Raw genomic sequence first — 21,528 nt, forward strand, 5'->3', positions numbered from 1 at the left:
ATGAATCTGGCCGCTCTGGTCACTTGCGTCGTCACGCCTTCAACGAGTCCTTCCGGTACAGCCAGGCGGCAGCACCAGTGAACAGTACGAAGTAGACCGCGAGTATCGCCACGTCCTTCATGTGGGGCGCGCCACCCAGTTCTATCGCCTGGCCGAGCCCGGCATAGGCGTGGGTCGGCAGCCACTCGCAGATGTCGCGCAGCCACTGCGGGAAGGCGGCGGTCGGCATCCACAGGCCGCCGAGGATGGAGAGGCCGAAGTAGAACAGCATGGTGATGGGGCGGACGGTGTCGCCGCTGGCCAGGTAGCCGAGGGCCACGCCGAGGGCGGCGAAGACGAGGCTGCCGGCCCAGATGGAGCCCGTGAGGGCCAGCCACTGCCAGGCGTCGAACCGTACTCCCTTGACCAGGGCGGCCACGGCGAAGACGACGAGGATGGCGGGCAGGGACAGCACGCCGGCGCTGGCGGTCTTGGCCAGGACGTAGCCGCGGCCCGGCAGGGAGGTCAGGCGCAGCTGGCGGACCCAGCCCGCCTCACGCTCCTTGGCTATTCGCTCGCTGTTGCCCATGAGGACGGCGGTCAGGGCGCCGAAGGAGGCCATGGCGACCATGTAGAAGGCGGGCATGGCCAGGTTCGTGCCCATGACCTTGGTCGTGCCGTTCAGGGTGCCGCCGAGCATCAGGAAGAGCGCGGCCGGATAGAGGACGGTGAAGAACAGGTACTTCTTGTTGCGCAGGGCGCGGGTGACTTCGAGCTTGACGAGCTTGAGCGTTCCGGTGGTCATGATGCGTCGGCCTCCTCGGCCTCGGTGAGGGCGATGAAGGCCTGTTCCAGGCCCAGCCCGGCGACTTCCAGGTTCCGTGGGTAGAGCCCCAGGGAGTAGACGGCGTGCACGGTCGCGTCGGCGTCGCGTGACTGGAGCTTCACGGTTTCGCCGTGCCGCTCGTAGGAGGTGAGGTGCGGCAGGGCGCGCAGCGCCTGCTCGTCGACCTGGCCGTCCGCGAGGTCGAAGGCGATCCGGCGGGCGCCGGCCTTGGCCTTGATCTCGGCGGCGGTGCCGTCGGCGAGGAGCCGGCCCTTGCTGAGGACCAGGACGCGGTCGGCTATCGCGTCCGCCTCCTCCAGGTAGTGCGTGGCGAAGAGGACGGTGCGGCCCCGCGCGGCCTGTTCCCGCATGGTGGCCCAGAAGGCCTGGCGGGAGGTGACGTCCATGCCGGTCGTCGGTTCGTCCAGCACGATCAGCTCGTTGTCCCCGGCGGTGGCGAGAGCGAAGCGCACGCGCTGCTCCTGGCCACCGGAGAGCTTGTTGACGAGGCGGCCCGCTATGTCGGAGATCCCGGCGCGGCTGAGCACGTCTTCGACCGGGTACGGGCGGGGGTGCAGCGCACAGGTGAGGGCGACTATCTCGCGGACGGTCACTTCCTCCATCAGCCCGCCGGTCTGGAGCATGGCCCCGACCCGCCCGGCGGCTATCGCCTCGCGGGGCGTGGTCCCGAACAGCCGGACGGCCCCGGAGTCGGCCGGGCGCAGCCCCAGCAGGAGGTCGAGGGTGGAGGACTTGCCGGCGCCGTTGGGGCCGAGCAGAGCGACGGTCTCGCCCGGGTGCAGGTCGAGGGACAGGCCGTCGACTGCACGGACGGCGCCGTAGCTCTTGGTCACGTTCTGGAAGCTCACCACGGAACCGGTGGCGGCTCCGGGGCCCGTGGCGGCGGCTGTGTGCGTCGCGGTCGTCGTCTTCATGGCTCAAGATTGGCCCGCCGCGCGGTGTCCGCGTCAGTGTCTCCCGTCGTGACTGCCGCATGACAGCTGTCATGCGGCAGATGTGACGGTGCGCCGGGCCCACGCCGAAGCCCCTGCCGGCCCTCTCGTGCGAGAGGGCCGGCAGGGGCTTCGGCCTTGCGGTTTCAGCAGTCCGGGTTCAGTTGGCGTCCGTGTCGATGACCGCGATCCGCTCCGCGGGCGTCTTGCCGCGCAGGGCCTTGCCGAGGGCGCCCGCGACGTCCTGCGGGGTGACGGCGGTCTTCGCGCCGTTGCCCCGGGCGATCTGGATCCCGTCGAAGGTGTCGCTGTAGGCGGCCTTCAACGCTTCGAGGTCGTACTTCTCGACGAGGTGCCCCTGGACGGGCGACATGCTGAGGATCTTGGGCAGCGTCTTGGCGCCGAACGCGATGGACTTGCTGCCCGCCTTGACGGTGGCGATGCCGGACATCGCGGGTTCCGCGAACTCCTTCATGGCCCGGTTCAGTTCGGCCTGGTCGATGGACGGTTCCCGGGTGGCGGTGGGCAGTTCGACGGGGGTGGCCTTGCCGCTGGCGATGGTGTTGCGGAAGGCCTTGATCACCGGGTCGATGGAACCGTCGACGTCCAGGCTGGTGCCCGCCTGTCCGGGGACGGCTACGGGCTTGCCGGTGTCGAACTTGATCGTGCCCTCGGTGGCCGTGCCCGCGCTGCCCGCCAGTTGCTGGAGCGCGACCCGCAGCTTCTCCTCGTCCACGGGCATCACCGCTTCTGCGGTGCGTGACCGGCCGAGCAGGGAGCCGATGACGGTGACGGGGTTGTAGTCGCTGCCCGTGGCGTTGCGGACGGTGGTCTGGGTGTCGAGGGTCAGCCCGGCCTTGTCGGGTTTCAGCTCGACCTGCTTGCCGCCGACCGTGAACTGGAGCGGGGCGGAGGCGCGCGTGCCGAAGACGGCCTGGAGCCTGGTGACGGCCTCGTCACGGCTGCCGCTGATGTCGACGCCGAGGACGGTGGTGCCCTTGGGGACGTCGGAGTGGTTCAGGAGCAGCCCGGCGCCGTAGGCCACGCCGAGCAGGGCGATGAGGCCGCCGCCGGCCATGACGAGCTTGGAGCGCTTCTTGGCGGGCTTCGCGGGGGCCTTGGGGGCCGGCCTCGCCTGCTTCGGCGGCTGCGGGGCAGCCGTCGGCACGACCGGTCCGGGGCCACCGGGGAACGCGCCGCCGGGCAGCGGAGGGGTCCCCTCGGGCCGCGGGCCGGGGAACGTGCCGCCGGGGAACGCATCCCCGGGCGCCGGGCCGTCGGACCCGGGCCCACCGGCGAAGGGGTCCCCGGCGAACGGGTCCCCGGGCACCGGGGACCCCTGCTGCGGGCCGCCCGGGTACGGGCCGCCCGCCGGCGGCGCCTCCGGCCCGGGCCAGCGCGGCGCGTCGTCGGCGCGCACGGGGGCGGTACCGAACGCGGGGCCACTGGTCGGCCCGGCGGGCCCGGCCTGCGGCGCGGGTTCCTCGTAGGCCGGGAACGCCTCGGTGGACGGGCCGTTGTCGAACTCCGGGTACCCCTGGGGCGATCCCGGGGCGGCCGGACCGGGCGGGAACCCCCGGTCGGAGCCGTAGCCGGACGCGGGGCCCTGCGGCCGCGGCACTCCTCCGGACCGGGGCCCTTCGGGCGCGCCGGACCCCGCCGGACCCGCCCCCGCGGACCCGGACCCGACCGACCCGGACGCCACCGGACCGGCCTGCCCCGCGGGCGCGCCGCCGGAAGCCGGGCCGTAGCCCGCGCCCCCCGGCGTCGGCCCGGATTCGGTCCGTACGCCCGCCGGCGGGGTCGCGCCCGTCTTGCGCGGCGCGAACCAGTTGCTGGAGGTCTCGTCCGAGCCGCCGCCCTGGGCCTGCGCCCGGCCGGCCTGGGAGGCCGCGGGGTTGCGCACGGGCAGCGGCGCGGGCGGCGACTGCGCCCCGGCCCCCGCTCCTGCTCCTGCCCCGCCCTGCGGACCGGCGGACGGCGCCGGGGCCGGGCCGGACGCCTGACCGGCCGCGTCCTCGGGCGCGCCGGACCGCGACGGCGCGGACCCCTCGGCGTCCTTCACCGGCTTGCGCACGACGACGGGCGGGATCGGCCGCGACCCGGGGATGTTGATCCGGATCCGGGTCGTCAGGGTGGTCTCGGTCTTCGGCCCGTCGGAGTCGGGCGTGGACGGCTTCGAAGTCACAGGGTTCTCCTCCGTGGCGGTCGCCGCGCCAGGCCCGGGTGGCTCGGTCGTGGACGGATTCCGGCCGGTTCCATACGGCGGCGTGCCCGAAGGGTAGGCGGCTCCACCGTGCCCTTGGGGCCCGGGGGACGAACTGTCAGTTTCACGACTCAAGGCAGGTTCTCCCGGTTGGCTCCGCCGCCCGTCAACCTTGCGCGGGCAGCTCGGCGGCCCGTCCACCATACTGGCCGCCCGGCGCGCGCAACTGTCCGTCGGGAATCAGGGATTCCTCTTGCGCTTCCGGGGGCCACCCTTACACGGACCGTCAAACCGCCTCAAGCCGTCCCCGATCAGAGCCCGGCCGAGTCCGACAGCACGTCAGCGCCTGCCGCCCGCGGCCGAAACCGGCCGGTCGGGGCCGCCCTTCATCGTGGCGCAGATCACAGCGACGACGACCCCGCCCAAAAGGTAGGCGTACAGCCCGATTCCGGACGAACCGAGCAGGAAGTCCCCTTCGGGGCGCGGCAGGCTGAGCAGTACGTACACCAGGAACCAGCCGGCCGCCGCCGCGCCCACCCCCAGCCCGGTCCCGGTCGCGAGCCGCCCGGCGAGGAACACCCCGAAGAGGGCGAGCAGCGCCAGCAGCAGCCCGCCGGGGAACCAGAGGTCGACCACGAGCCATCCGGCCGCACCCGTCACCGCCCCGGCGGCGAGCAGGCCGAGGAGAGCGGCGATCCGCCCGGGGGTCAGCGTCCCGGTCATGCCGTCACCCCCGCGAACAGGTCGTGCTCCCGCTCGCCTTCCGGGGCGCCCGGCTCCCCCGCGACGAGTTCGTAGTACTCGCGCGCGAAGAGCGGCTGGGCCAGGTCGTTCGACAGGGCGAAGAAGGGGCCGTCCACGGTGATCTGCGTGGCGTGCGCCCGCATCGCGGCGGCCTTGGCCCGCACGAACGCGTCCCGGCCGTCCTCGTCGCCGATCTCGGCGGTGATCCGCTCGTCCGGGACGACGCCCGGCACGTCCTGCGGGGACGCGACACCCGGGAAGGGCACCGCCGCACCGGCCGCGCGGAGCCGCTCGAAGCCCTCCTCGACCACGGACCGCGGCACCCGGTTCCAGTAGACCTTGCGGATCTCGTACGGATCCCCGAGGTCACGCCGGTACGTGGTCTCCGCCGCGAGTTCGGCGGCGCGCGTGGCGACCCGGTGCGCCTGGATGTGGTCGGGGTGGCCGTATCCGCCGTCGGGGTCGTAGGTGACGAGCACCTGCGGCCGCAGCTCGCGGATGACCTCCACGAGGAACGCGGCGGCCTCGTCCACTTCGGTGGACCAGAAGGCGCCGGGCCGGTGGTTCTGCTCGGCGCCCATCATCCCGGAGTCCCGGAAGCGGCCCGGGCCGCCGAGGAACCTGTGGTCGCTGACGCCCAGTTCCTTCATGGCGGCGGCGAGCTCGCCGACCCGGTGCGCGCCGAGGGTGTCGTCGCGGTCGGGCGCCAGGTGGGCGACGGCGGGCGGGATGACCTCGCCCTCCTCGCCGAGGGTGCAGGTCACCAGCGCGACGTGGACGCCCTCGGCCGCGTACTTGGCCATGGTGACGCCGTTGTTGATCGACTCGTCGTCCGGGTGCGCGTGCACGAGGAGCAGACGACGGGCGGGAAGACCGTTCATGGGGTCAGCCTACGAGCTGGGCCCTACAGCTTGAGGCCACTGATCATGCTCGCCACGTTGGACGTCAGCTGGCTGAGGGTGGGCGCGATGGTCGAACTCGCCAGGTAGAAGCCGAGGAGCACACAGACGAAGGCGTGTCCCGCCTTCAACCCCGACCTCCGCACCAGCAGGAAGACGACGATCGCCAGCAGCACCACGGCCGAGATCGAGAGTGCCACGGCGTTTCACCTCCACGTCGAGCGGACATCGGGTACGCGTACTCGTGCACAGCTGACTCATACCCACCGTGCGCTACGGATCATAACTATCCGTACCAGCGCATCGATCGAATTCCGGCAGCACGAAAGGCGCACGCCGCGCACGGGCAGGGGCACGGGGAGCCCGCCCGGGCGGGCCGTACGCCCGCCCGGTCGGCCGCCCCGGCCCCCGCGGCCACACGGGCAACAGGCCACCGGGCCGATATCTCGGGGCAGATGCGCTCAAGTCGCCCCGAATCAAGCGGAGTTGCGGCGACCGGAGAGATATTCGGACGTACGCTCGGGGGTGGCCTGAAATCATCGGTCCTCGGGGGGCTGCTCCCCCTTCGTGAGCCCCGTCCGCGGCGCGACCGGCGGCGGGCTCGGCGGCGGGGCCGTCACCGGAACCACCTGCTTCTCCGCCGCGAAGTGACAGGCCGACGGATGCGCCCTCGGCCCGGACGCGAACCACTCGGGCACCGCGAGCGGCGGCACCTCCACCGCGCACCGCTCCTGGGCCTTCCAGCAGCGCGTGCGGAAGCGGCACCCCGACGGCGGGTTGGCCGGGGACGGGACGTCGCCGCTCAGGATGATCCGCTCGCGCACCGCCCGGGCGCGCGGGTCGGGCACGGGCACGGCCGAGAGCAGCGCCTGCGTGTAGGGGTGGGTGGGGTGCTCGTAGATCTCGGTGTCGGTGCCGATCTCCACGATGCGGCCCAGGTACATGACACCGACCCGGTCCGAGATGTGCCGGACGATCGACAGGTCGTGCGCGATGAACACGTAGGACAGGCTGAATTCGTCTTGGAGGCGCTCCAGCAGGTTGACGACCTGCGCCTGGACCGAGACGTCCAGGGCGGAGACGGGCTCGTCCGCGACGATGACCTCCGGCCGCAGGGCCAGGCCGCGGGCGATGCCGATGCGCTGGCGCTGGCCGCCGGAGAACTGGTGCGGGTACCGGTTGATGTACTCCGGGTTCAGGCCGACCACGTCCAGGAGTTCCCGCACTTTGCGGCGCCGGTCTCCCTTGGGGGCCACCTCGGGGTGGATCTCGAACGGCTCGCCGATGATGTCGCCGACCGTCATGCGCGGGTTCAGCGAGGTGTATGGGTCCTGGAACACCATCTGGATGTTGCGGCGCACGGCCTTGAGGGCGCGCGCCGAGAGCCGGGTGATGTCCTCGCCCTTGTACGAGATCGTCCCGGCTGTCGGCCGCTCCAGGTTGACCAGCATCTTGGCGACGGTGGACTTGCCGCAGCCCGACTCGCCGACGATGCCGAGGGTCTCGCCCTGGTGCAGGTCGAAGGAGACGCCGTCCACCGCCCTGACCGCGCCGATCTGCCGCTTGAAGAGGATGCCCTGGGTCAGCGGGTAGTGCTTGACCAGCTCCTTCACCTCCAGGATCGGCTCAGGCATGCAGGCATTCCTTCCAGAAGTGGCAGGCGGTGGTGCGCGGCACGGGCGACTCGGTGACCTCGTACAGCGGCGGGACGTCGGTGCGGCAGACGGGCTGCGCCATGGGGCAGCGCGGGTTGAAGGCGCAGCCGGGCGGGATGTGCAGCAGGTTGGGCGGCAGCCCCTTGATGGCGTAGAGCTCCTGGCCCTTCTGGTCCAGGCGCGGGATCGAGTCCAGCAGCCCCCGGGTGTACGGATGGGCGGGGGCGGCGTAGATCTCGTGGACGGGGGCCGATTCGACGATCCGGCCGGCGTACATGACGGCGATCTTGTCGGCCACGTCGGCGACGACGCCGAGGTCGTGGGTGATCAGGATGAGCCCCATGTTCAGTTCGCGCTGGAGCTCCGCGAGCAGGTCCATGACCTGGGCCTGGACCGTGACGTCCAGGGCGGTGGTGGGCTCGTCCGCGATGATCAGCGCGGGTTCCAGGGCCAGCGCCATGGCGATCATGATGCGCTGGCGCATGCCGCCGGAGAACTGGTGCGGGTAGTCGCCCACTCGCTCCCTGGCCGCCGGGATCTTCACCCGGTCCATCAGCTCGACCGCCTTGGCCCTGGCGGCCTTGCGCGAGAGGCCGCGGTGGACCTCGTACATCTCGCCGAGCTGGGCGCCGACGCTCAGTACGGGGTTCAGGGAGGAGAGGGCGTCCTGGAAGATCATGGCCATTTCGTTCCCGCGGATCTTGCGGCGCTCCTCCTCCTTCATCCTGAGCAGGTCCTTGCCCCGGAAGAGGATCTCGCCGCCCGCGATCCGGCCCGGCGGCATGTCGAGGATGCCCATGACGGCCTGCGCGGTCACCGACTTGCCGGAGCCGGACTCGCCGAGCACGGCGAGGGTCTCGCCCGCGTCCACCGAGTAGTCGACGCCGTTGACGGCTTTGGCGACCCCGTCGCGGGTCGTGAACTCCACGTGCAGGTCGCGCACTTCGAGCAGCATGGGTGGGGCTCCTCAGCGCAGCTTGGGGTCGAGGGCGTCGCGCACCGCGTCGCCGAGCATGATGAAGGCCAGCACGGTCAGGCTCAGCGCTCCCGCCGGGTAGAGCAGCATGTGCGGGGCGTTGCGGATCTGCGAGGCGGCGTTGGAGATGTCGATGCCCCAGGAGACGGTCGGCGGGCGCAGGCCCACCCCGAGGAACGACAGGGTGGCTTCCAGGGCGATGTAGGTGCCCAGGGCGATGGTGGCGACGACGATGACGGGGGCCACGGCGTTGGGCGCGACGTGCCGCAGCAGCATCCGCGTGTTGCCGGCGCCGAGGGCCCGGGCGGCCTGCACGTAGTCGTTCTGCTTGGCGGTGATCACCGATCCGCGGGCGATACGGGCGAGCTGGGGCCAGCCGAGCAGCACGATGAATCCGACGACGGGCCACACCGTGGTGCTGGTGACGACGGACAGGAAGACCAGGCCGCCGAGCACGACGGGGATGCCGAAGAAGATGTCGGCGGTCCGGGACAGCAGCGCGTCGCCCCAGCCGCCGAAGAAGCCGGCCAGCCCGCCGAGCGCCGAGCCGAGCAGCGCGGCCCCGAGGGTGGCGCAGACGCCGACGGTGATGGAGGCGCGGGCCCCGTAGACGGTACGGGTGTACACGTCGCAGCCCTGGGTGTCGTAGCCGAAGGGGTGGCCGGGGGCGGGGCCCTGCTGCGACTTCGACAGCTCGCAGTGCAGCGGGTCGCCGCTCGCGATGAGCTGCGGCCAGATCGCGATGAGGACGAGGAACAGGATCAGCAGCGCGGAGACCACGAAGACGGGGTTGCGGCGAAGCTGGTGCCAGGCGTCCGACCACAGGGAGCGGGCCGGCTCCTGCGGGCCGCTGCCCGCGCCGGTACCGCTGTCGCCCGGCGGCCTCTCCAGGCTTTCGCCCTCTTCCAGGGCCAGGTCCATGGCTCCTCCCTGTCCGGTCGGCGCGATGACTTCGTTGTCGCCGGGCTGGAGCGGGTCGTAGTGCTCAGGCATAACGGATCCTCGGGTCCAGGACCGCGTAGAGCAGGTCGACGAGCAGGTTGGCGAGCAGGAAGACGATGACGAGGATCGTCACGAAGCCGACCACAGTCGGGGAGTTGTTGCGCAGGATGCCCTGGTAGAGCTGGTAGCCGACGCCGTGGATGTTGAAGATCCGCTCCGTGACGATGGCGCCGCCCATCAGGGCGCCGATGTCGGTGCCGATGAAGGTGACGACGGGGATGAGCGAGTTGCGCAGCAGGTGCCGGGTGATGACGCGCCTGCGCGGCAGGCCCTTGGCGACGGCCGTGCGGACGTAGTCGGCCTTGACGTTCTCGGCGATGGAGGTGCGCGAGAGCCGGGTGACGTAGGCGAGGGAGACGAGCGCGAGGACGACCCCGGGCAGGATCAGCTCGTCGAAGGGGGCATCGGCGGAGACGGTGGGCCGGACCCAGCCCCATTGGACACCGAGGAGGAACTGCAGGAGGTAGCCCGTCACGAAGGTGGGCACGGAGATCACGACCAGGGTGAGCACCAGCAGGCTGGTGTCGACGGCCTTGCCCCGGCGCAGTCCGCTGACCACGCCGAGGCCGATCCCGACGATGATCTCGATGACGATGGCGACGATGGTCAGGCGCAGGGTGACGGGGAACGCCGTGGACATCAGCTCGGTGACCTTCTGGCCGTTGAAGGCGGTGCCGAAGTCGCCCTGGAAGATCTGCCCCATGTAGTGCAGGTACTGCTTCCACAGGGGCTGGTCGAGGAAGAGGTCCTTGCGGATGCGGGCGGCGGTGGCGGGGTCGGGCGCCTTGTCGCCGAAGAGGGCGGCGACGGGGTCACCGAGCGCGTACACCATGAAGAAGATCAGGAACGTGCTGCCGATGAACACCGGGATCATCTGGAGCAGCCGCCGGATCACATAACGTCCCATGGACTGCTCCAGGATCGGTCCGAAGGCGGGTCAGCTGACCTTGATCTCGTTGTAGACCGGGACGCTGAACTGGTTGAGGGTGACGTCGGAGATCCGCTCCGAGTGCCCGGCGCTGCCGTTCTGGTACCAGAGCGGGATGGACGGCATCTGCTCGCCGAGGATCTTCTCGGCGTCCTGGAACTTGGTGATGGCCTTGGCCGTGTCGCTCTCCTGGTTGGCCTCGTCGATCAGCTTGTCGAACTCCGGGTTGCTGAACTTGCCGTAGTTCGAGGAGGCGCCGGTGAAGTAGAGCGGCTGGAGGAAGTTCTGGATCAGCGGGTAGTCGGCCTGCCAGCCGGAGCGGAAGGGGCCGGTCAGCTTGAAGGCGCTCTGCTGGTTGCGGAAGTCGGCGAAGGTGCCGACCGGGTTGACGGTGCAGACCGGGCCTTCGCCGAGGGCGTTGTTGATGCTGTTGCAGACGGCGTCCATCCACTCGCGGTGGGAGCCGGTGTCGACGTTGGAGGTCAGCGTGATCTTGCCGCCCGGCACCCCGCCGGCGTCCTGGACCATCTTCTTGGCCGCAGCGGGGTCGTACATGCACAGGTTGCCGCAGACGTCCTTGAAGCCGCCCTTGGCGCCGAGGGCCGGGGAGGTCCAGTCCTTGGCGGGGGTGCGGGTCTCGCGGAAGATCTGCTTGGTGATCTCGTCGCGGTTGATGGCGCGGGAGATGCCCTGGCGGACCTTCTCCATCCCCGGCTTGCCCCAGTTCTCGTCGTACAGCGGGAAGGTGAGGGTCTGGATGATGAGGGCCGGCTGGTTGATGTAGCGGTCCCCGAGGTCGTTCTTGACGTTCTTGAGCTGCTGCGCGGGCACGTCGTCGACGAGGTCGAGGTTGCCGGAGATCAGGTCGGTGTAGGCGGTGTTGTTGTCGGTGTAGACCTTGAGGTCCACACCGCCGTTCTGCGCCTTGTCCGGGCCCGGGTAGCCGTCCCACTTGCGCAGCTTCATGCCGGTGCCCTTGGTGTAGGAGTCCACCGTGTACGGGCCGTTGCCCACGGGCTTGTCCAGCCAGGCCGCGTGGTCGGTGAAGAAGGACTTGGGCAGCGGGGAGAAGGCCTGGTAGCCGAGGGTCTCGGGCCAGGTGGAGAACTTCGCCTTCAAGGCGACCGTGAAGGTCTTGGGATCCTTGACGACCAGCCCGGACATCGTCTTGGCCTTCGGTTCGCCGGAGGCGGGGTGCAGGTCGGCGTATCCGACGATGTCGGCGAAGAAGGGCGCGTTGTTCTGCTTGTTGCGCACGTCCGCCGCGTAGTTCCAGGCGTCGACGAAGGACTGGGCGGTGACCGGCTCGTCGTTGCTGAACTTCCAGCCGTCCTTCAAGGTGATGGTGAAGTGCTGGCTGTCGGTCGTGTCGATCTTGTCGGCGAGCATGTTGACGGCCTCGCCCGTCTTCGGGTCGTACCGCTTGAGGCCCCGGAAGAGCATGTCGAGGACCTTGCCGCCCTGCACCTCGTTGGTGTTGGCCGGCTCCAGCGGGTTCTGCGGGTCACCCCAGGAGGAGCTGACGATGCCCGCGTCTCCGCCGCCCCCGCCGCTGTCGCTTCCGCCGCCGCAGGCCGTCGCCGCGAGGGCGACGGCCGCCGCGCATGCGGCCCACTTGACGTGGGTGGCTCCGCGCATGGAGTGCCTCCTAGGTCCCAAGACTCACGTAGGCCCCAATGTCACCCCAGGTGGGGCCCTGTGCACTCATGGTTGGACCGATTGCACCCGGGCGATACGCGCGCGTCACCCCTGTGGGTGCAAACGGAGCTCCCACGTGTCGTCGGCGTAGTGCAGCCGCATGCCGTGCGCCTCGTAGAGCTCCAACGCGCCGGTCTCGTTGCCGGTGTCGACGCCGAGGCCTATGGTGTTCCGGCCGCGGCGGGCGTAGGCGGCGAAGGCGTGGCGCAGCAGGAAGCCGCCGATGCCCCGCCCCCGTACGTCCTCGCGTACGCCCAGGTGGTTGATCCAGGCCATGCCGGTGCGGTCGTCGCGGGTGAGGAGGACGGCTACGTCGCCCAGCGCGGGCAGGGCCGCGATCCAGACCAGGCTCCAGTCCAGCTCGCGGGCGTCCAGGTGGTCCAACCAGGGCCCGTACGCCCGCTCCACGTGCCCGAAGTGCGCGGCGAAGGTCTCCTCCACCAGGGCGTGGGCCCGCCGCCGGTCGGCCTCGTCCGTGCCGCAGTGACGCAGCGTCAGCCCGGCCGGGGGCCGTGGCGCCGGGTCCGCGGCCCGGTCCAGCCGGCGGGTCAAGACCTGGTGGCGGCGCACCGTGCGATAGCCGCGCCGGGCGAGGACGCCGGGGTGGAGGGTGGGTTCCGCGTTCAGCCGGATGTGCAGGACGGCGTCCCGGTCGGCGCCCGCCATCCGGCGCGCCCGGACCTCCATCAGTTCCAACAGCCGCACGGCCGCCCCGGTGTGGCCGGGCAGGACGGAGTGGTCGCCCTCGACCCTGCCGGGCCCTGAGTCGGCCCGGACCAGCGCGTAGGCGACGGGCCGGCCGCCCCGGAAGGCGAGCCAGGAGTCGGTGGCGAGGTGCATTCGGGGGTGGTGGAGGTCGGCCTCGACACTGCCGAGGTCCGTCTCCGGTCTGCCGATCTCGATCACGTCGACGGCGTTGAGCAGCGCGCAGATGTCGGCGGCGTCCCCCGGCCCGGCGGGGCGGACGGTCAGCGTGTCGGTCATCCGGACACTCTCGGCCGGACCCCGGCGCGGCCGCAACCGCCTTCGCCCGAGTACCCGGGCCGCGAACGCGGGCGCGCCCGGCGCCGGAGGATTCCGGTGCCGGGCGCGCCCGGTGAACGTACGCCTCGCGGGATCAGACGGCCAGGACGGCCTTCTCCTCCGCGAAGTGGCAGGCCGACTCGTGTGCGGCCGGGCTGTCCACGCTCTTGAAGCGCTGCGGGATCGCCAGCAGCGGCTCCTCGGTCGCGCACTTGTCCTCGGCCTTCCAGCAGCGGGTGCGGAAGCGGCAGCCCGACGGCGGGTTGGCCGGCGACGGGACGTCACCGGTGAGGATGATCCGCTCGCGGCCCTCGCGGGCCTCCGGGTCGGGGACCGGGACGGCCGACAGCAGCGCCTGCGTGTACGGGTGCGTCGGGTGGTCGTAGATCTGGGTGTCGGTGCCGATCTCGGCCATCTTGCCCAGGTACATGACGCCGACGCGGTCCGAGATGTGCCGGACGATCGACAGGTCGTGCGCGATGAAGATGTAGGAGAGGTTGAACTCGTCCTGCAGCTTCGCCATCAGGTTGATGACCTGCGCCTGCACCGACACGTCGAGCGCGGAGACCGGCTCGTCGCAGATGATGATCTCCGGGTTGAGCGCGAGGCCGCGGGCGATGCCGATGCGCTGGCGCTGGCCGCCGGAGAACTGGTGCGGGTACCGGTTGATGTACTCCGGGTTCAGGCCGACCACGTCCAGGAGTTCCTGGACCTTGCGGCGCCGGTCTCCCTTGGGGGCCACCTCGGGGTGGATCTCGAACGGCTCGCCGATGATGTCGCCGACCGTCATGCGCGGGTTCAGCGAGGTGTACGGGTCCTGGAACACCATCTGGATGTTGCGGCGCACGGCCTTGAGGGCCCTGCCCGACAGCTTGGTGATGTCCGTGCCCTTGTAGAAGACCTCGCCGGACGTCGCCGTCTCCAGCAGCATCAGGAGCTTGGCGACGGTCGACTTGCCGCAGCCCGACTCGCCGACGATGCCGAGGGTCTCGCCCTGGTGCAGGTCGAAGGAGACCCCGTCGACCGCGCGGACGGCGCCGATCTGCTTCTTGAACAGGATGCCCTGGGTCAGCGGGAAGTGCTTGACCAGGTTGCGCACCTGCAGGATCGGCTCGCCCCGGTCGACGGGCGCCTCGATGGCGGCCAGGGCCGCCGTCTCGCTCGCCGCGTCGACGACGTCGACCTCGCTGATGCCGGGGGTCGCGTCCACGGCGTCATCCTTCTTGTCCAACTCAGCCATGGAGCTGCTCCTCCCGGAAGTGGCAGGCGCTGCCGCGACCGACCAGTTCGGTGCCGTCCCGCTCGGTCACCGGCAGCAGGGCCGGGACCTCGGTGCGGCAGATGTCCTGCGCCTTCGGGCAGCGCGGGTTGAAGGCGCAGCCGGAGGGGGTCTTGAGCAGGTTGGGCGGCAGACCCTTGATCGCGTAGAGCTCCTGGCCCTTCTGGTCCAGGCGCGGGATCGAGTCCAGCAGCCCTCGGGTGTACGGGTGCGCGGGGCGCTTGTACAGCTCGTGGATCGGAGCCTGCTCGACGATGCGGCCCGCGTACATCACGGCGATCTTGTCCGCCACGTCGGCGACGACGCCGAGGTCGTGGGTGATCAGGATCAGACCCATGTTGTACTCGCGCTGCAGGTCCGCCAGCAGGTCCATGACCTGGGCCTGGACCGTCACGTCGAGCGCCGTGGTGGGCTCGTCCGCGATGATCAGGTCCGGCTCCAGGGCCAGCGCCATGGCGATCATGATGCGCTGACGCATACCGCCGGAGAACTGGTGCGGGTAGTCGTTGACCCGGCTGCGGGCCGCCGGGATCTTCACCCGGTCCATCAGCTCGATGGCCTTGGCCTTGGCGTCCTTCTTCGACATGCCCTGGTGGACGCGGAACATCTCGCCCAGCTGGTTGCCGACGGAGAAGACCGGGTTCAGTGCCGACAGCGCGTCCTGGAAGATCATCGCCATCTTGGGACCGCGCAGCTTGCGCCGCTCGCTCTCCGGGAGCTGGAGGATGTCCTGACCGTGGAAGAGGATCTCTCCCTTGGAGACCCGCCCGGGGGGCGAGTCGAGGATGCCCATGATCGCCTGCGCGGTGACGGACTTGCCGGAGCCGGACTCGCCGAGCACGGCCAGCGTCTCGCCCGAGGACACGCTGTAGTTGACGCCGTTGACGGCCCTGACGACGCCTTCGCGGGTCTTGAACTCGACGTGCAGGTCGCGCACTTCGAGAACGGGACCCTCGGCGCCCTCACCCCTCTGGCGGGGCACTTCTGCGGTGATGCTTGAAGTAGTCATGTGATGGTGCCGCCCTTCTAGCGCAGCTTCGGGTCAAGGGCGTCGCGGAGCCCGTCACCAACGAAAACGAAGCCGAGAACCGTCAGCACGATCGCGATGCTGGGGTACGTCCAGAGGTAGTCCTTGACGCCCATGAAGTCCTTGGCGGCGGCGAGCATGTTGCCCCACTCCGGGACCTCCGGGCTCACGCCCACGCCCAGGAAGGACAGCGAGGCCTCGGCCACGATGGCGCCGCCGACGTTGAAGGCGGCGTAGGCCATCACGGCGGCGATGGAGTTGGGAAGGATGTGACGCAGGATGATCCGGCGGGTGTTGGCACCCAGGGCGCGCGCCGCCAGCACGTAGTCGGCCTCACGGACCGACAGGATCGAGCTGCGCAGCAGTCGCGAGACCGTCGGCCACGAGAACACGGCCAACGAGATGATCACCGGTGTCACTCCGCGGCCCATCACGATGATGATCACGATGGCGCCGATGAGCAGCGGGAAGGCGAAGAAGACGTCGGCGATGCGCATCAGCACCGAGTCGGTGCCGCGGCCGAAGTAACCGGCCAGCGCGCCGACGACGATGCCGATGACGCAGGCCAGGAAGATCGAGGCGAGACCGACGACGACGGCGATGCGGCTGCCGTAGAGGATGCGCGAGAGCTGGTCGCGGCCGAGCGCGTCGGTGCCGAGCAGGTGGTCGCCGCCCGGGCCCTGCAGCGTGTTGGTCAGGTCCTGGGCGTACGGGTCGTGCGGGGACAGCAGGGGGGCGAATATCGCCGTGAGGAAGAGCAGCGCGACCAGTACGAGGCCGATGACTGCGAGCTTGTTGGCCAGGAAGCGGTGGCGGATCTCGCCCCACTGCGTGACGCGGGCGATCGCCGGCTCGGCGGGGGCTGCCGGCGCCGTTTGAGCGGGCCCCGCCCCAGCTGTGCTCTTGGTGAGCTCGGACATGGGTGTGACTCCTAGAACAGGCTGCCTGGAATCAGGCGAGACGGATGCGCGGGTCGAGGACCGCGTACAAGAGGTCGACGATCAGGTTGAGCAGAACGAACACGGCGACGCCGAAGCTCACCACGCCGATGATGATCGGGTTGTTCTGCTGCTGGACCGCTTGCACGAGCGCGAGTCCGATGCCGTCCCAGTTGAAGATCGCCTCGGTGATGAGCGCACCGCCGAGCAGCGTTCCGAACGAGATGCCCAGGTAGGTGACGACCGGGATGATCGAGTTGCGCATCACATGCTTGAAGAGCACCGTCCGCCGGGGCAGACCCTTGGCGATGGCCGTCTTGACGTAGTCGGCGCGCAGCACCTCCAGCATGGTGCCGCGCATGAGGCGGGCGACCAGTGCGGCGTCGAGGATCGCCAGGGTGAAGGCGGGAAGGATCAGGGAGTTGAACGATCCGTCGGAGATCAGGGGGAACCAGGGCAGCTCCACCACGAACGCCTTCTGCAGCACCATGCCGATGACGAAGGACGGGAATCCGACGGCCATCGTCGTGAGCAACGTGATCAGCACGTCCCAGAACGAGTATCTGAACAGCGCCGCGACCAGGCCCGCCAGGAGGCCGATCACGATGTCGATGACGATGGCGGTGACGGCCAGCTCGGCGGTGTTGACGAGCTTGGGCTGCAGGATCTCCGTCACCGGTCGGCGCTGGGTGAAGTCCTCGCCGAGGTCACCCTGGGCCAGGTTCTTCACGAAGTTCCCGTACTGGACGGGGAGCGGATCGTTGAGTCCGTAGCGCTCCCTGAGCTGTTCGACGACAGCCGGGTCGCGGGCCTTGTCACCGCCGAGCGAACCCACGGGGTCGCCGGGGAGGACGAACAGACAGCAGAAGAGCACAACCGTCGCACCGAAGAGGACGACCACCATCTGCCCGAGCCGGCGGATCACATATCTGCCCACGATGCCTCCTTCACATACTGAGCGTGGGAATGGGCGGCATCATCCGATCGGGAGAGGGGCCGCCGCCGGGCGCCGGTAGAGGGGTGCGCCCGTGACTGAACGAAGGCCGTGGAGAGAGGAATGTGCTCCGCCCCCACGGCCTTCGCTTACCTGCTGTGTGTGGAGGGGCCGCTACTTGAGCGAGATCTCCGCGAGGTTCGGGTCCTCGTAGAAGTCCATCTTGATGTTCTTGAACTTCTTGCTGTTGACCAGGCGGTACTGCGAGCGCTGCCACAGCGGGATGACGCCCTGGTCGGTGTCGACCGCGAGCTTCTCGGCCTGCTTGTACAGCGCGGCGCGCGCGGCGTCGTCCTTGGTGGCCTTGGCCGTGACGAGCAGCTTGTCGAACTCCGGGTTGGAGTAACGGCCGCGGTTGTCGCCCTGCGCCTTGCCGGTCGCCGGGTCCTCGCCGATGCCGGTGGTGCTCAGCAGCGGGGTCATGAAGTTGTCCGCGGTCGGGTAGTCGGCGGTCCACGCCTGACGCCACAGACCGGAGGTCGCCTTGTCCTGCTGGGTGGCGAGCGCCTCCTTGAACGGCTTGCCGTCCAGCTTGACCTCGAGGCCGAGGACGTCCTTGAGCTGCTGCGCGACGGCCTGGACCCACTCTTCGTGGCCGGCGCCGGTGTTGTAGCCGAAGTTGACGACGGTGCCCGGCTTGAGGCCGCCCTTCTCGGCGTACTCCTTGGCCTTCGCCACGTCCTGCTTGACGCAGGAGGTGCAGACACCGGCCTGGTAGACGTCGGCGAACGACGGCGGCAGGAAGGCCGTGGCCGGCTTCTGCAGACCCTGGAAGACGCCCTTGGCGATCGCCTCGCGGTCGATCGCGTACGAGATCGCCTTGCGCGCGTCCGCGTTGTTGAACGGCGGGTTCTGGTTGAAGATGTTCAGGTAGTTGATGCCGGAGAAGTCACCGGAGATCCACTCGCCCTGCGGGTCGTACTTGGCCTTGGCCGCGGTCAGCTGCGGCGTGGGCATACGGGCGTAGTCGAACTGACCCGACTGGAAGCCCTGGTACTCCAGGGTGGAGCCGTTGGCCGGGTTCAGGATCTTCGCCTCGACCTTGGCGAGGTGCGCCTTCTCCAGGCCGTAGTCGTCGTTGCGGACCAGCGTGATCGACGTGTTGTGCTGCCACGGGCTCGTCATCTTGAACGCGCCGTTGCCGATGGGCTGGTCGTTGAACGCCTTGTTGTCGCCGGCGCCGGCCACCTTCGGCACGGGGCTGAAGACGGAGTGCGCGGTCTTCTTGACGAACTCGAAGTCCGGGATGGACAGCTCCACCTTGAGGGTGGTCGCGTCCACGGCCGTCAGGCCCGCGAACTTGTCGCTCTTGCCGCTGTGCAGGTCCTCGTAACCGACGATGTCGGCCATGTGGTACGAGACGTCGGAGGCGGACGCCTTGGCGGTGACGCGGGTCCAGCCACGGACGAAGGCCTCGGCGTCGACCGGCTCACCGTTGGTGAACTTGGTGCCGCCCTTGATCTTGAACGTCCAGGTCTTGCCGTCGTCGCTCGGCGTGCCGGACTCGGCCAGCTTCGGGATCAGCTTGCCGTCGTTGGACGTGTCGTACAGCCCGGTGAAGAGCGCGCGGGCGATGACGATGCCCTCCGACTCCTGTGCGTTCACGGGGTCGATGGCGGTCGGCTCGGTGATGCCGAAGCGGAACGTACCGCCTGACTCGCCACCGGCCTTGTTGTCGCCACCGCCACACGCCGTGGCAGACATCGCCACGATGACGGCACCCACGACCCACTTGGCGCTCGTTGCTCCGCGCATGGGTAATTGCCTCCTCAGGAGTCACTGTCGATAGTGAAGGGCCCGTCCCCCGCTGACACCCCTGACAGCGAATTCCGGTCCCATCGGTGTGCTCGTGAGTCGACGCTCCCCACAGCGTGTGACCCATTGACCCGAGCTCAATGGAGCCATCCTCGGCGACACCCAGACCGTAAACCACACTTACGGGGTCTCGTTTTCACAACATCACCGCATGGCGAAAACCCGAAATCCGGACAAACGGATAGGAGACAGACACGTGCGAAACGGACGGTTGGCTCACCATCCGGTGTGTCGCGGTCGGTATGCGGACGCCGGGGGCGGCAAATCCGCTTGACAAAAGCGAACAGCCCCTCCCCTCACGGACATGTGAGGGAAGGGGCCGGTCGACCGATCGGCTTTCAGCCGCCGCAGCGGGGCTCCGCCAATCGCGGTGTCACTTACCGGACTTGGCGCGCGACGCGGTGCGCGAGCGCTCCTTCTGGTCCAGGACGACCTTGCGGATGCGGACCGCCTCCGGGGTCACCTCGACGCACTCGTCGTCGCGGCAGAACTCCAGGGACTGCTCCAGGGAGAGCTTGCGGGGCGGCACCACGTTCTCGGTGTTGTCCGCGGAAGCCGCACGCATGTTGGTGAGCTTCTTCTCCTTGGTGATGTTCACGTCCATGTCGTCGGAGCGCGAGTTCTCACCGACGATCATGCCCTCGTACACCTCGGTGCCCGGCTCGGTGAACAGCACACCGCGCTCCTGGAGGTTGATCATCGCGAAGGGCGTGACCGCACCGGCGCGGTCGGCGACCAGCGAACCGTTGTTGCGGGTCACCAGCGGGCCGAACCACGGCTCGTGGCCCTCGTGGATCGAGTGGGCGATACCCGTACCGCGGGTGTTCGTCAGGAACTCCGTGCGGAAGCCGATGAGGCCGCGCGACGGGACGACGAACTCCATGCGCACCCAGCCGGAGCCGTGGTTCGACATGTTGTCCATGCGGCCCTTGCGGATGCCCATGAGCTGCGTGACGGCGCCCATGTGCTCCTCGGGGACGTCGATCGTCATGCGCTCGACCGGCTCGTGCACCTTGCCGTCGATCACCTGCGTGACGACCTGCGGCTTGCCGATGGTCAGCTCGAAGCCCTCGCGGCGCATCTGCTCGACCAGGATGGCGAGCGCGAGCTCACCACGGCCCTGGACCTCCCAGGCGTCCGGGCGCTCGGTGTCGAGGACGCGGAGCGAGACGTTGCCGACCAGCTCGCGGTCCAGACGGTCCTTGACCTGACGGGCGGTGACCTTGCGGTCCTTGACCGCGGACTTCGCGTCCGCGCCCTTGCCCGTGCCGCCGCGGCCGACCAGCGGGGAGGTGTTCGTACCGATGGTCATCGAGATCGCCGGCTCGTCGACCGAGATCAGCGGCAGCGCGATCGGGTTCTCCGGGTCGGCCAGCGTCTCGCCGATCATGATGTCCGGAATACCGGCGACGGCGCAGATGTCACCGGGGCCCGCCACCTCGGCCGGCTTGCGGGTGAGCGCCTCGGTCATCATCAGCTCGGTGATGCGGACGTTCGACTGGGTGCCGTCACGCTTGATCCACGTGACGGTCTGGCCCTTGCGCAGCTCGCCCTGCTCGACGCGCAGGAGCGCGATGCGGCCGAGGAAGTTGTCGGCGTCCAGGTTGGTGACGTGGGCCTGGAGGGGGGCCTCCTCGTCGTACACCGGGGCGGGGACGTGCTCCAGGATGGTGGAGAAGAACGGCTCCAGGCTGTCGCTGTCCGCGGGGACGGTGCCGTCCTCCGGCTTGGTCAGCGAGGCGATGCCGTCACGGCCGCAGGCGTAGACGATCGGGAACTCGATCTGCTCCTCGGTGGCGTCCAGGTCCAGGAAGAGGTCGTACGTCTCGTTGACGACGTCGTCGATCCGGGAGTCCGGGCGGTCGGTCTTGTTGATGCAGAGGATGACCGGCATCTTCGCCTGCAGGGCCTTGCGCAGGACGAAACGGGTCTGGGGCAGCGGACCCTCGGAGGCGTCCACCAGCAGGACGACCGCGTCCACCATCGACAGACCGCGCTCGACCTCACCACCGAAGTCGGCGTGGCCGGGGGTGTCGATGATGTTGATCGTGATGGGCGCCCCGCCGTCCTTGGGGTGGTACTTCACCGCCGTGTTCTTGGCGAGGATCGTGATGCCCTTCTCACGCTCCAGGTCGTTCGAGTCCATCATGCGGTCGTCGAGGTGCTGGTGGGCGGCGAAGGCACCGGCCTGCTTGAGCATGGCATCGACGATGGTCGTCTTGCCATGGTCGACGTGGGCGACGATGGCGACGTTACGGATGTCGTGGCGCGTGGGCACTTCGGCGCTTCTCCCGGGATCGTGGATGGCGACGCGTACGGTCCGGCACGCGAGCCTTGAGCCGGGCGGAAACCTGCCACGGCCTTACCCCATCGTACGTCGAATGGCGGGAACCGCCTGCCGTGGGGTCTGTCAAGAGGCCGGACGACTGAGCGGGGCCGGGTGTGGAGTGGGGTGCCGCGGCCTCGGCAGTCGCCCGCATCCACCTGGGATTTATGCGGGTCAACGGGTATGCACGACCTTGCCCGCCGGGTGTCCGGCGGGCAAGGCAATTGAGTCACATCTGAGCTTGTGACCCGCGGGTCAAC

At 69.5% G+C, this 21,528-nt stretch carries 18 protein-coding genes; all 18 read right to left on the reverse strand.

From position 1 onward, the window contains the following. Nucleotides 1–31 precede the first annotated feature (31 nt). The gene (locus ACIA6C_RS07545) at nucleotides 32–784 is read right to left on the reverse strand and encodes an ABC transporter permease (RefSeq protein ID WP_399273560.1); all 753 of its coding nucleotides are present in this window, start codon (nucleotides 782–784) and stop codon (nucleotides 32–34) included. Continuing rightward, entirely contained in the window at nucleotides 781–1,740 is a 960-nt protein-coding gene (locus tag ACIA6C_RS07550; protein WP_366082949.1) for an ABC transporter ATP-binding protein, read from the reverse strand. The genes ACIA6C_RS07545 and ACIA6C_RS07550 overlap by 4 nt, the downstream gene beginning before the upstream one ends. A 178-nt stretch (nucleotides 1,741–1,918) precedes the next feature. Further along, nucleotides 1,919–3,946 carry a hypothetical protein gene (locus tag ACIA6C_RS07555; protein ID WP_399273562.1) on the reverse strand — a complete coding sequence of 676 codons (2,028 nt, stop codon included), beginning with the start codon at nucleotides 3,944–3,946 and terminating at the stop codon, nucleotides 1,919–1,921. A gap of 357 nt (nucleotides 3,947–4,303) precedes the next feature. Then, nucleotides 4,304–4,687, reverse strand: coding sequence for a DUF6113 family protein (locus ACIA6C_RS07560; RefSeq protein WP_366083530.1), 384 nt, complete (start codon nucleotides 4,685–4,687; stop codon nucleotides 4,304–4,306). Next, nucleotides 4,684–5,589: an N-acetyl-1-D-myo-inositol-2-amino-2-deoxy-alpha-D-glucopyranoside deacetylase gene (gene mshB, locus ACIA6C_RS07565; RefSeq protein WP_399273565.1), complete on the reverse strand. Its 906-nt coding sequence runs from the start codon at nucleotides 5,587–5,589 to the stop codon at nucleotides 4,684–4,686. The genes ACIA6C_RS07560 and mshB overlap by 4 nt, the downstream gene beginning before the upstream one ends. A 23-nt stretch (nucleotides 5,590–5,612) precedes the next feature. Continuing rightward, nucleotides 5,613–5,807 (reverse strand): hypothetical protein, encoded by a 195-nt coding sequence (locus ACIA6C_RS07570; RefSeq protein WP_030226073.1) that lies wholly within the window; start codon nucleotides 5,805–5,807, stop codon nucleotides 5,613–5,615. 336 nt (nucleotides 5,808–6,143) lie between these two features. Beyond that, nucleotides 6,144–7,241: an ABC transporter ATP-binding protein gene (locus ACIA6C_RS07575; protein WP_399273567.1), complete on the reverse strand. Its 1,098-nt coding sequence runs from the start codon at nucleotides 7,239–7,241 to the stop codon at nucleotides 6,144–6,146. Further along, a complete protein-coding gene (locus ACIA6C_RS07580) occupies nucleotides 7,234–8,217 on the reverse strand; it encodes an ABC transporter ATP-binding protein (protein WP_399273569.1) in 984 nt (327 codons plus the stop codon). Before ACIA6C_RS07580 ends, ACIA6C_RS07575 begins: the two co-directional genes overlap by 8 nt. A gap of 12 nt (nucleotides 8,218–8,229) precedes the next feature. Beyond that, nucleotides 8,230–9,231: an ABC transporter permease gene (locus ACIA6C_RS07585; protein WP_366083272.1), complete on the reverse strand. Its 1,002-nt coding sequence runs from the start codon at nucleotides 9,229–9,231 to the stop codon at nucleotides 8,230–8,232. After that, complete coding sequence (locus ACIA6C_RS07590; RefSeq protein ID WP_361129092.1) at nucleotides 9,224–10,147, reverse strand: ABC transporter permease; 924 nt, start codon at nucleotides 10,145–10,147, stop codon at nucleotides 9,224–9,226. The genes ACIA6C_RS07585 and ACIA6C_RS07590 overlap by 8 nt, the downstream gene beginning before the upstream one ends. A 30-nt stretch (nucleotides 10,148–10,177) precedes the next feature. Further along, the gene (locus tag ACIA6C_RS07595; RefSeq protein WP_399273572.1) at nucleotides 10,178–11,806 is read right to left on the reverse strand and encodes an ABC transporter substrate-binding protein; all 1,629 of its coding nucleotides are present in this window, start codon (nucleotides 11,804–11,806) and stop codon (nucleotides 10,178–10,180) included. 105 nt (nucleotides 11,807–11,911) lie between these two features. Next, the gene (locus ACIA6C_RS07600) at nucleotides 11,912–12,850 is read right to left on the reverse strand and encodes a GNAT family N-acetyltransferase (protein WP_399273574.1); all 939 of its coding nucleotides are present in this window, start codon (nucleotides 12,848–12,850) and stop codon (nucleotides 11,912–11,914) included. A 133-nt stretch (nucleotides 12,851–12,983) separates the two neighbouring features. Continuing rightward, a complete protein-coding gene (locus ACIA6C_RS07605; protein WP_366082512.1) occupies nucleotides 12,984–14,129 on the reverse strand; it encodes a dipeptide ABC transporter ATP-binding protein in 1,146 nt (381 codons plus the stop codon). Continuing rightward, a complete protein-coding gene (locus ACIA6C_RS07610; RefSeq protein WP_399273576.1) occupies nucleotides 14,122–15,177 on the reverse strand; it encodes an ABC transporter ATP-binding protein in 1,056 nt (351 codons plus the stop codon). Before ACIA6C_RS07610 ends, ACIA6C_RS07605 begins: the two co-directional genes overlap by 8 nt. A gap of 17 nt (nucleotides 15,178–15,194) precedes the next feature. Further along, the gene (locus ACIA6C_RS07615) at nucleotides 15,195–16,115 is read right to left on the reverse strand and encodes an ABC transporter permease (protein WP_361129107.1); all 921 of its coding nucleotides are present in this window, start codon (nucleotides 16,113–16,115) and stop codon (nucleotides 15,195–15,197) included. 31 nt (nucleotides 16,116–16,146) lie between these two features. Continuing rightward, nucleotides 16,147–17,070 carry an ABC transporter permease gene (locus tag ACIA6C_RS07620; RefSeq protein ID WP_361129109.1) on the reverse strand — a complete coding sequence of 308 codons (924 nt, stop codon included), beginning with the start codon at nucleotides 17,068–17,070 and terminating at the stop codon, nucleotides 16,147–16,149. 171 nt (nucleotides 17,071–17,241) lie between these two features. Then, nucleotides 17,242–18,882 carry an ABC transporter substrate-binding protein gene (locus tag ACIA6C_RS07625; RefSeq protein ID WP_399273579.1) on the reverse strand — a complete coding sequence of 547 codons (1,641 nt, stop codon included), beginning with the start codon at nucleotides 18,880–18,882 and terminating at the stop codon, nucleotides 17,242–17,244. 433 nt (nucleotides 18,883–19,315) lie between these two features. Continuing rightward, nucleotides 19,316–21,220, reverse strand: coding sequence for a translational GTPase TypA (gene typA, locus ACIA6C_RS07630; RefSeq protein WP_361129114.1), 1,905 nt, complete (start codon nucleotides 21,218–21,220; stop codon nucleotides 19,316–19,318). Between the last annotated feature and the right edge of the window lie 308 nt (nucleotides 21,221–21,528).

Source organism: Streptomyces sp. NPDC051578 (assembly GCF_044454045.1).
In the GTDB taxonomy this organism is placed as follows: Bacteria; Actinomycetota; Actinomycetes; order Streptomycetales; family Streptomycetaceae; genus Streptomyces.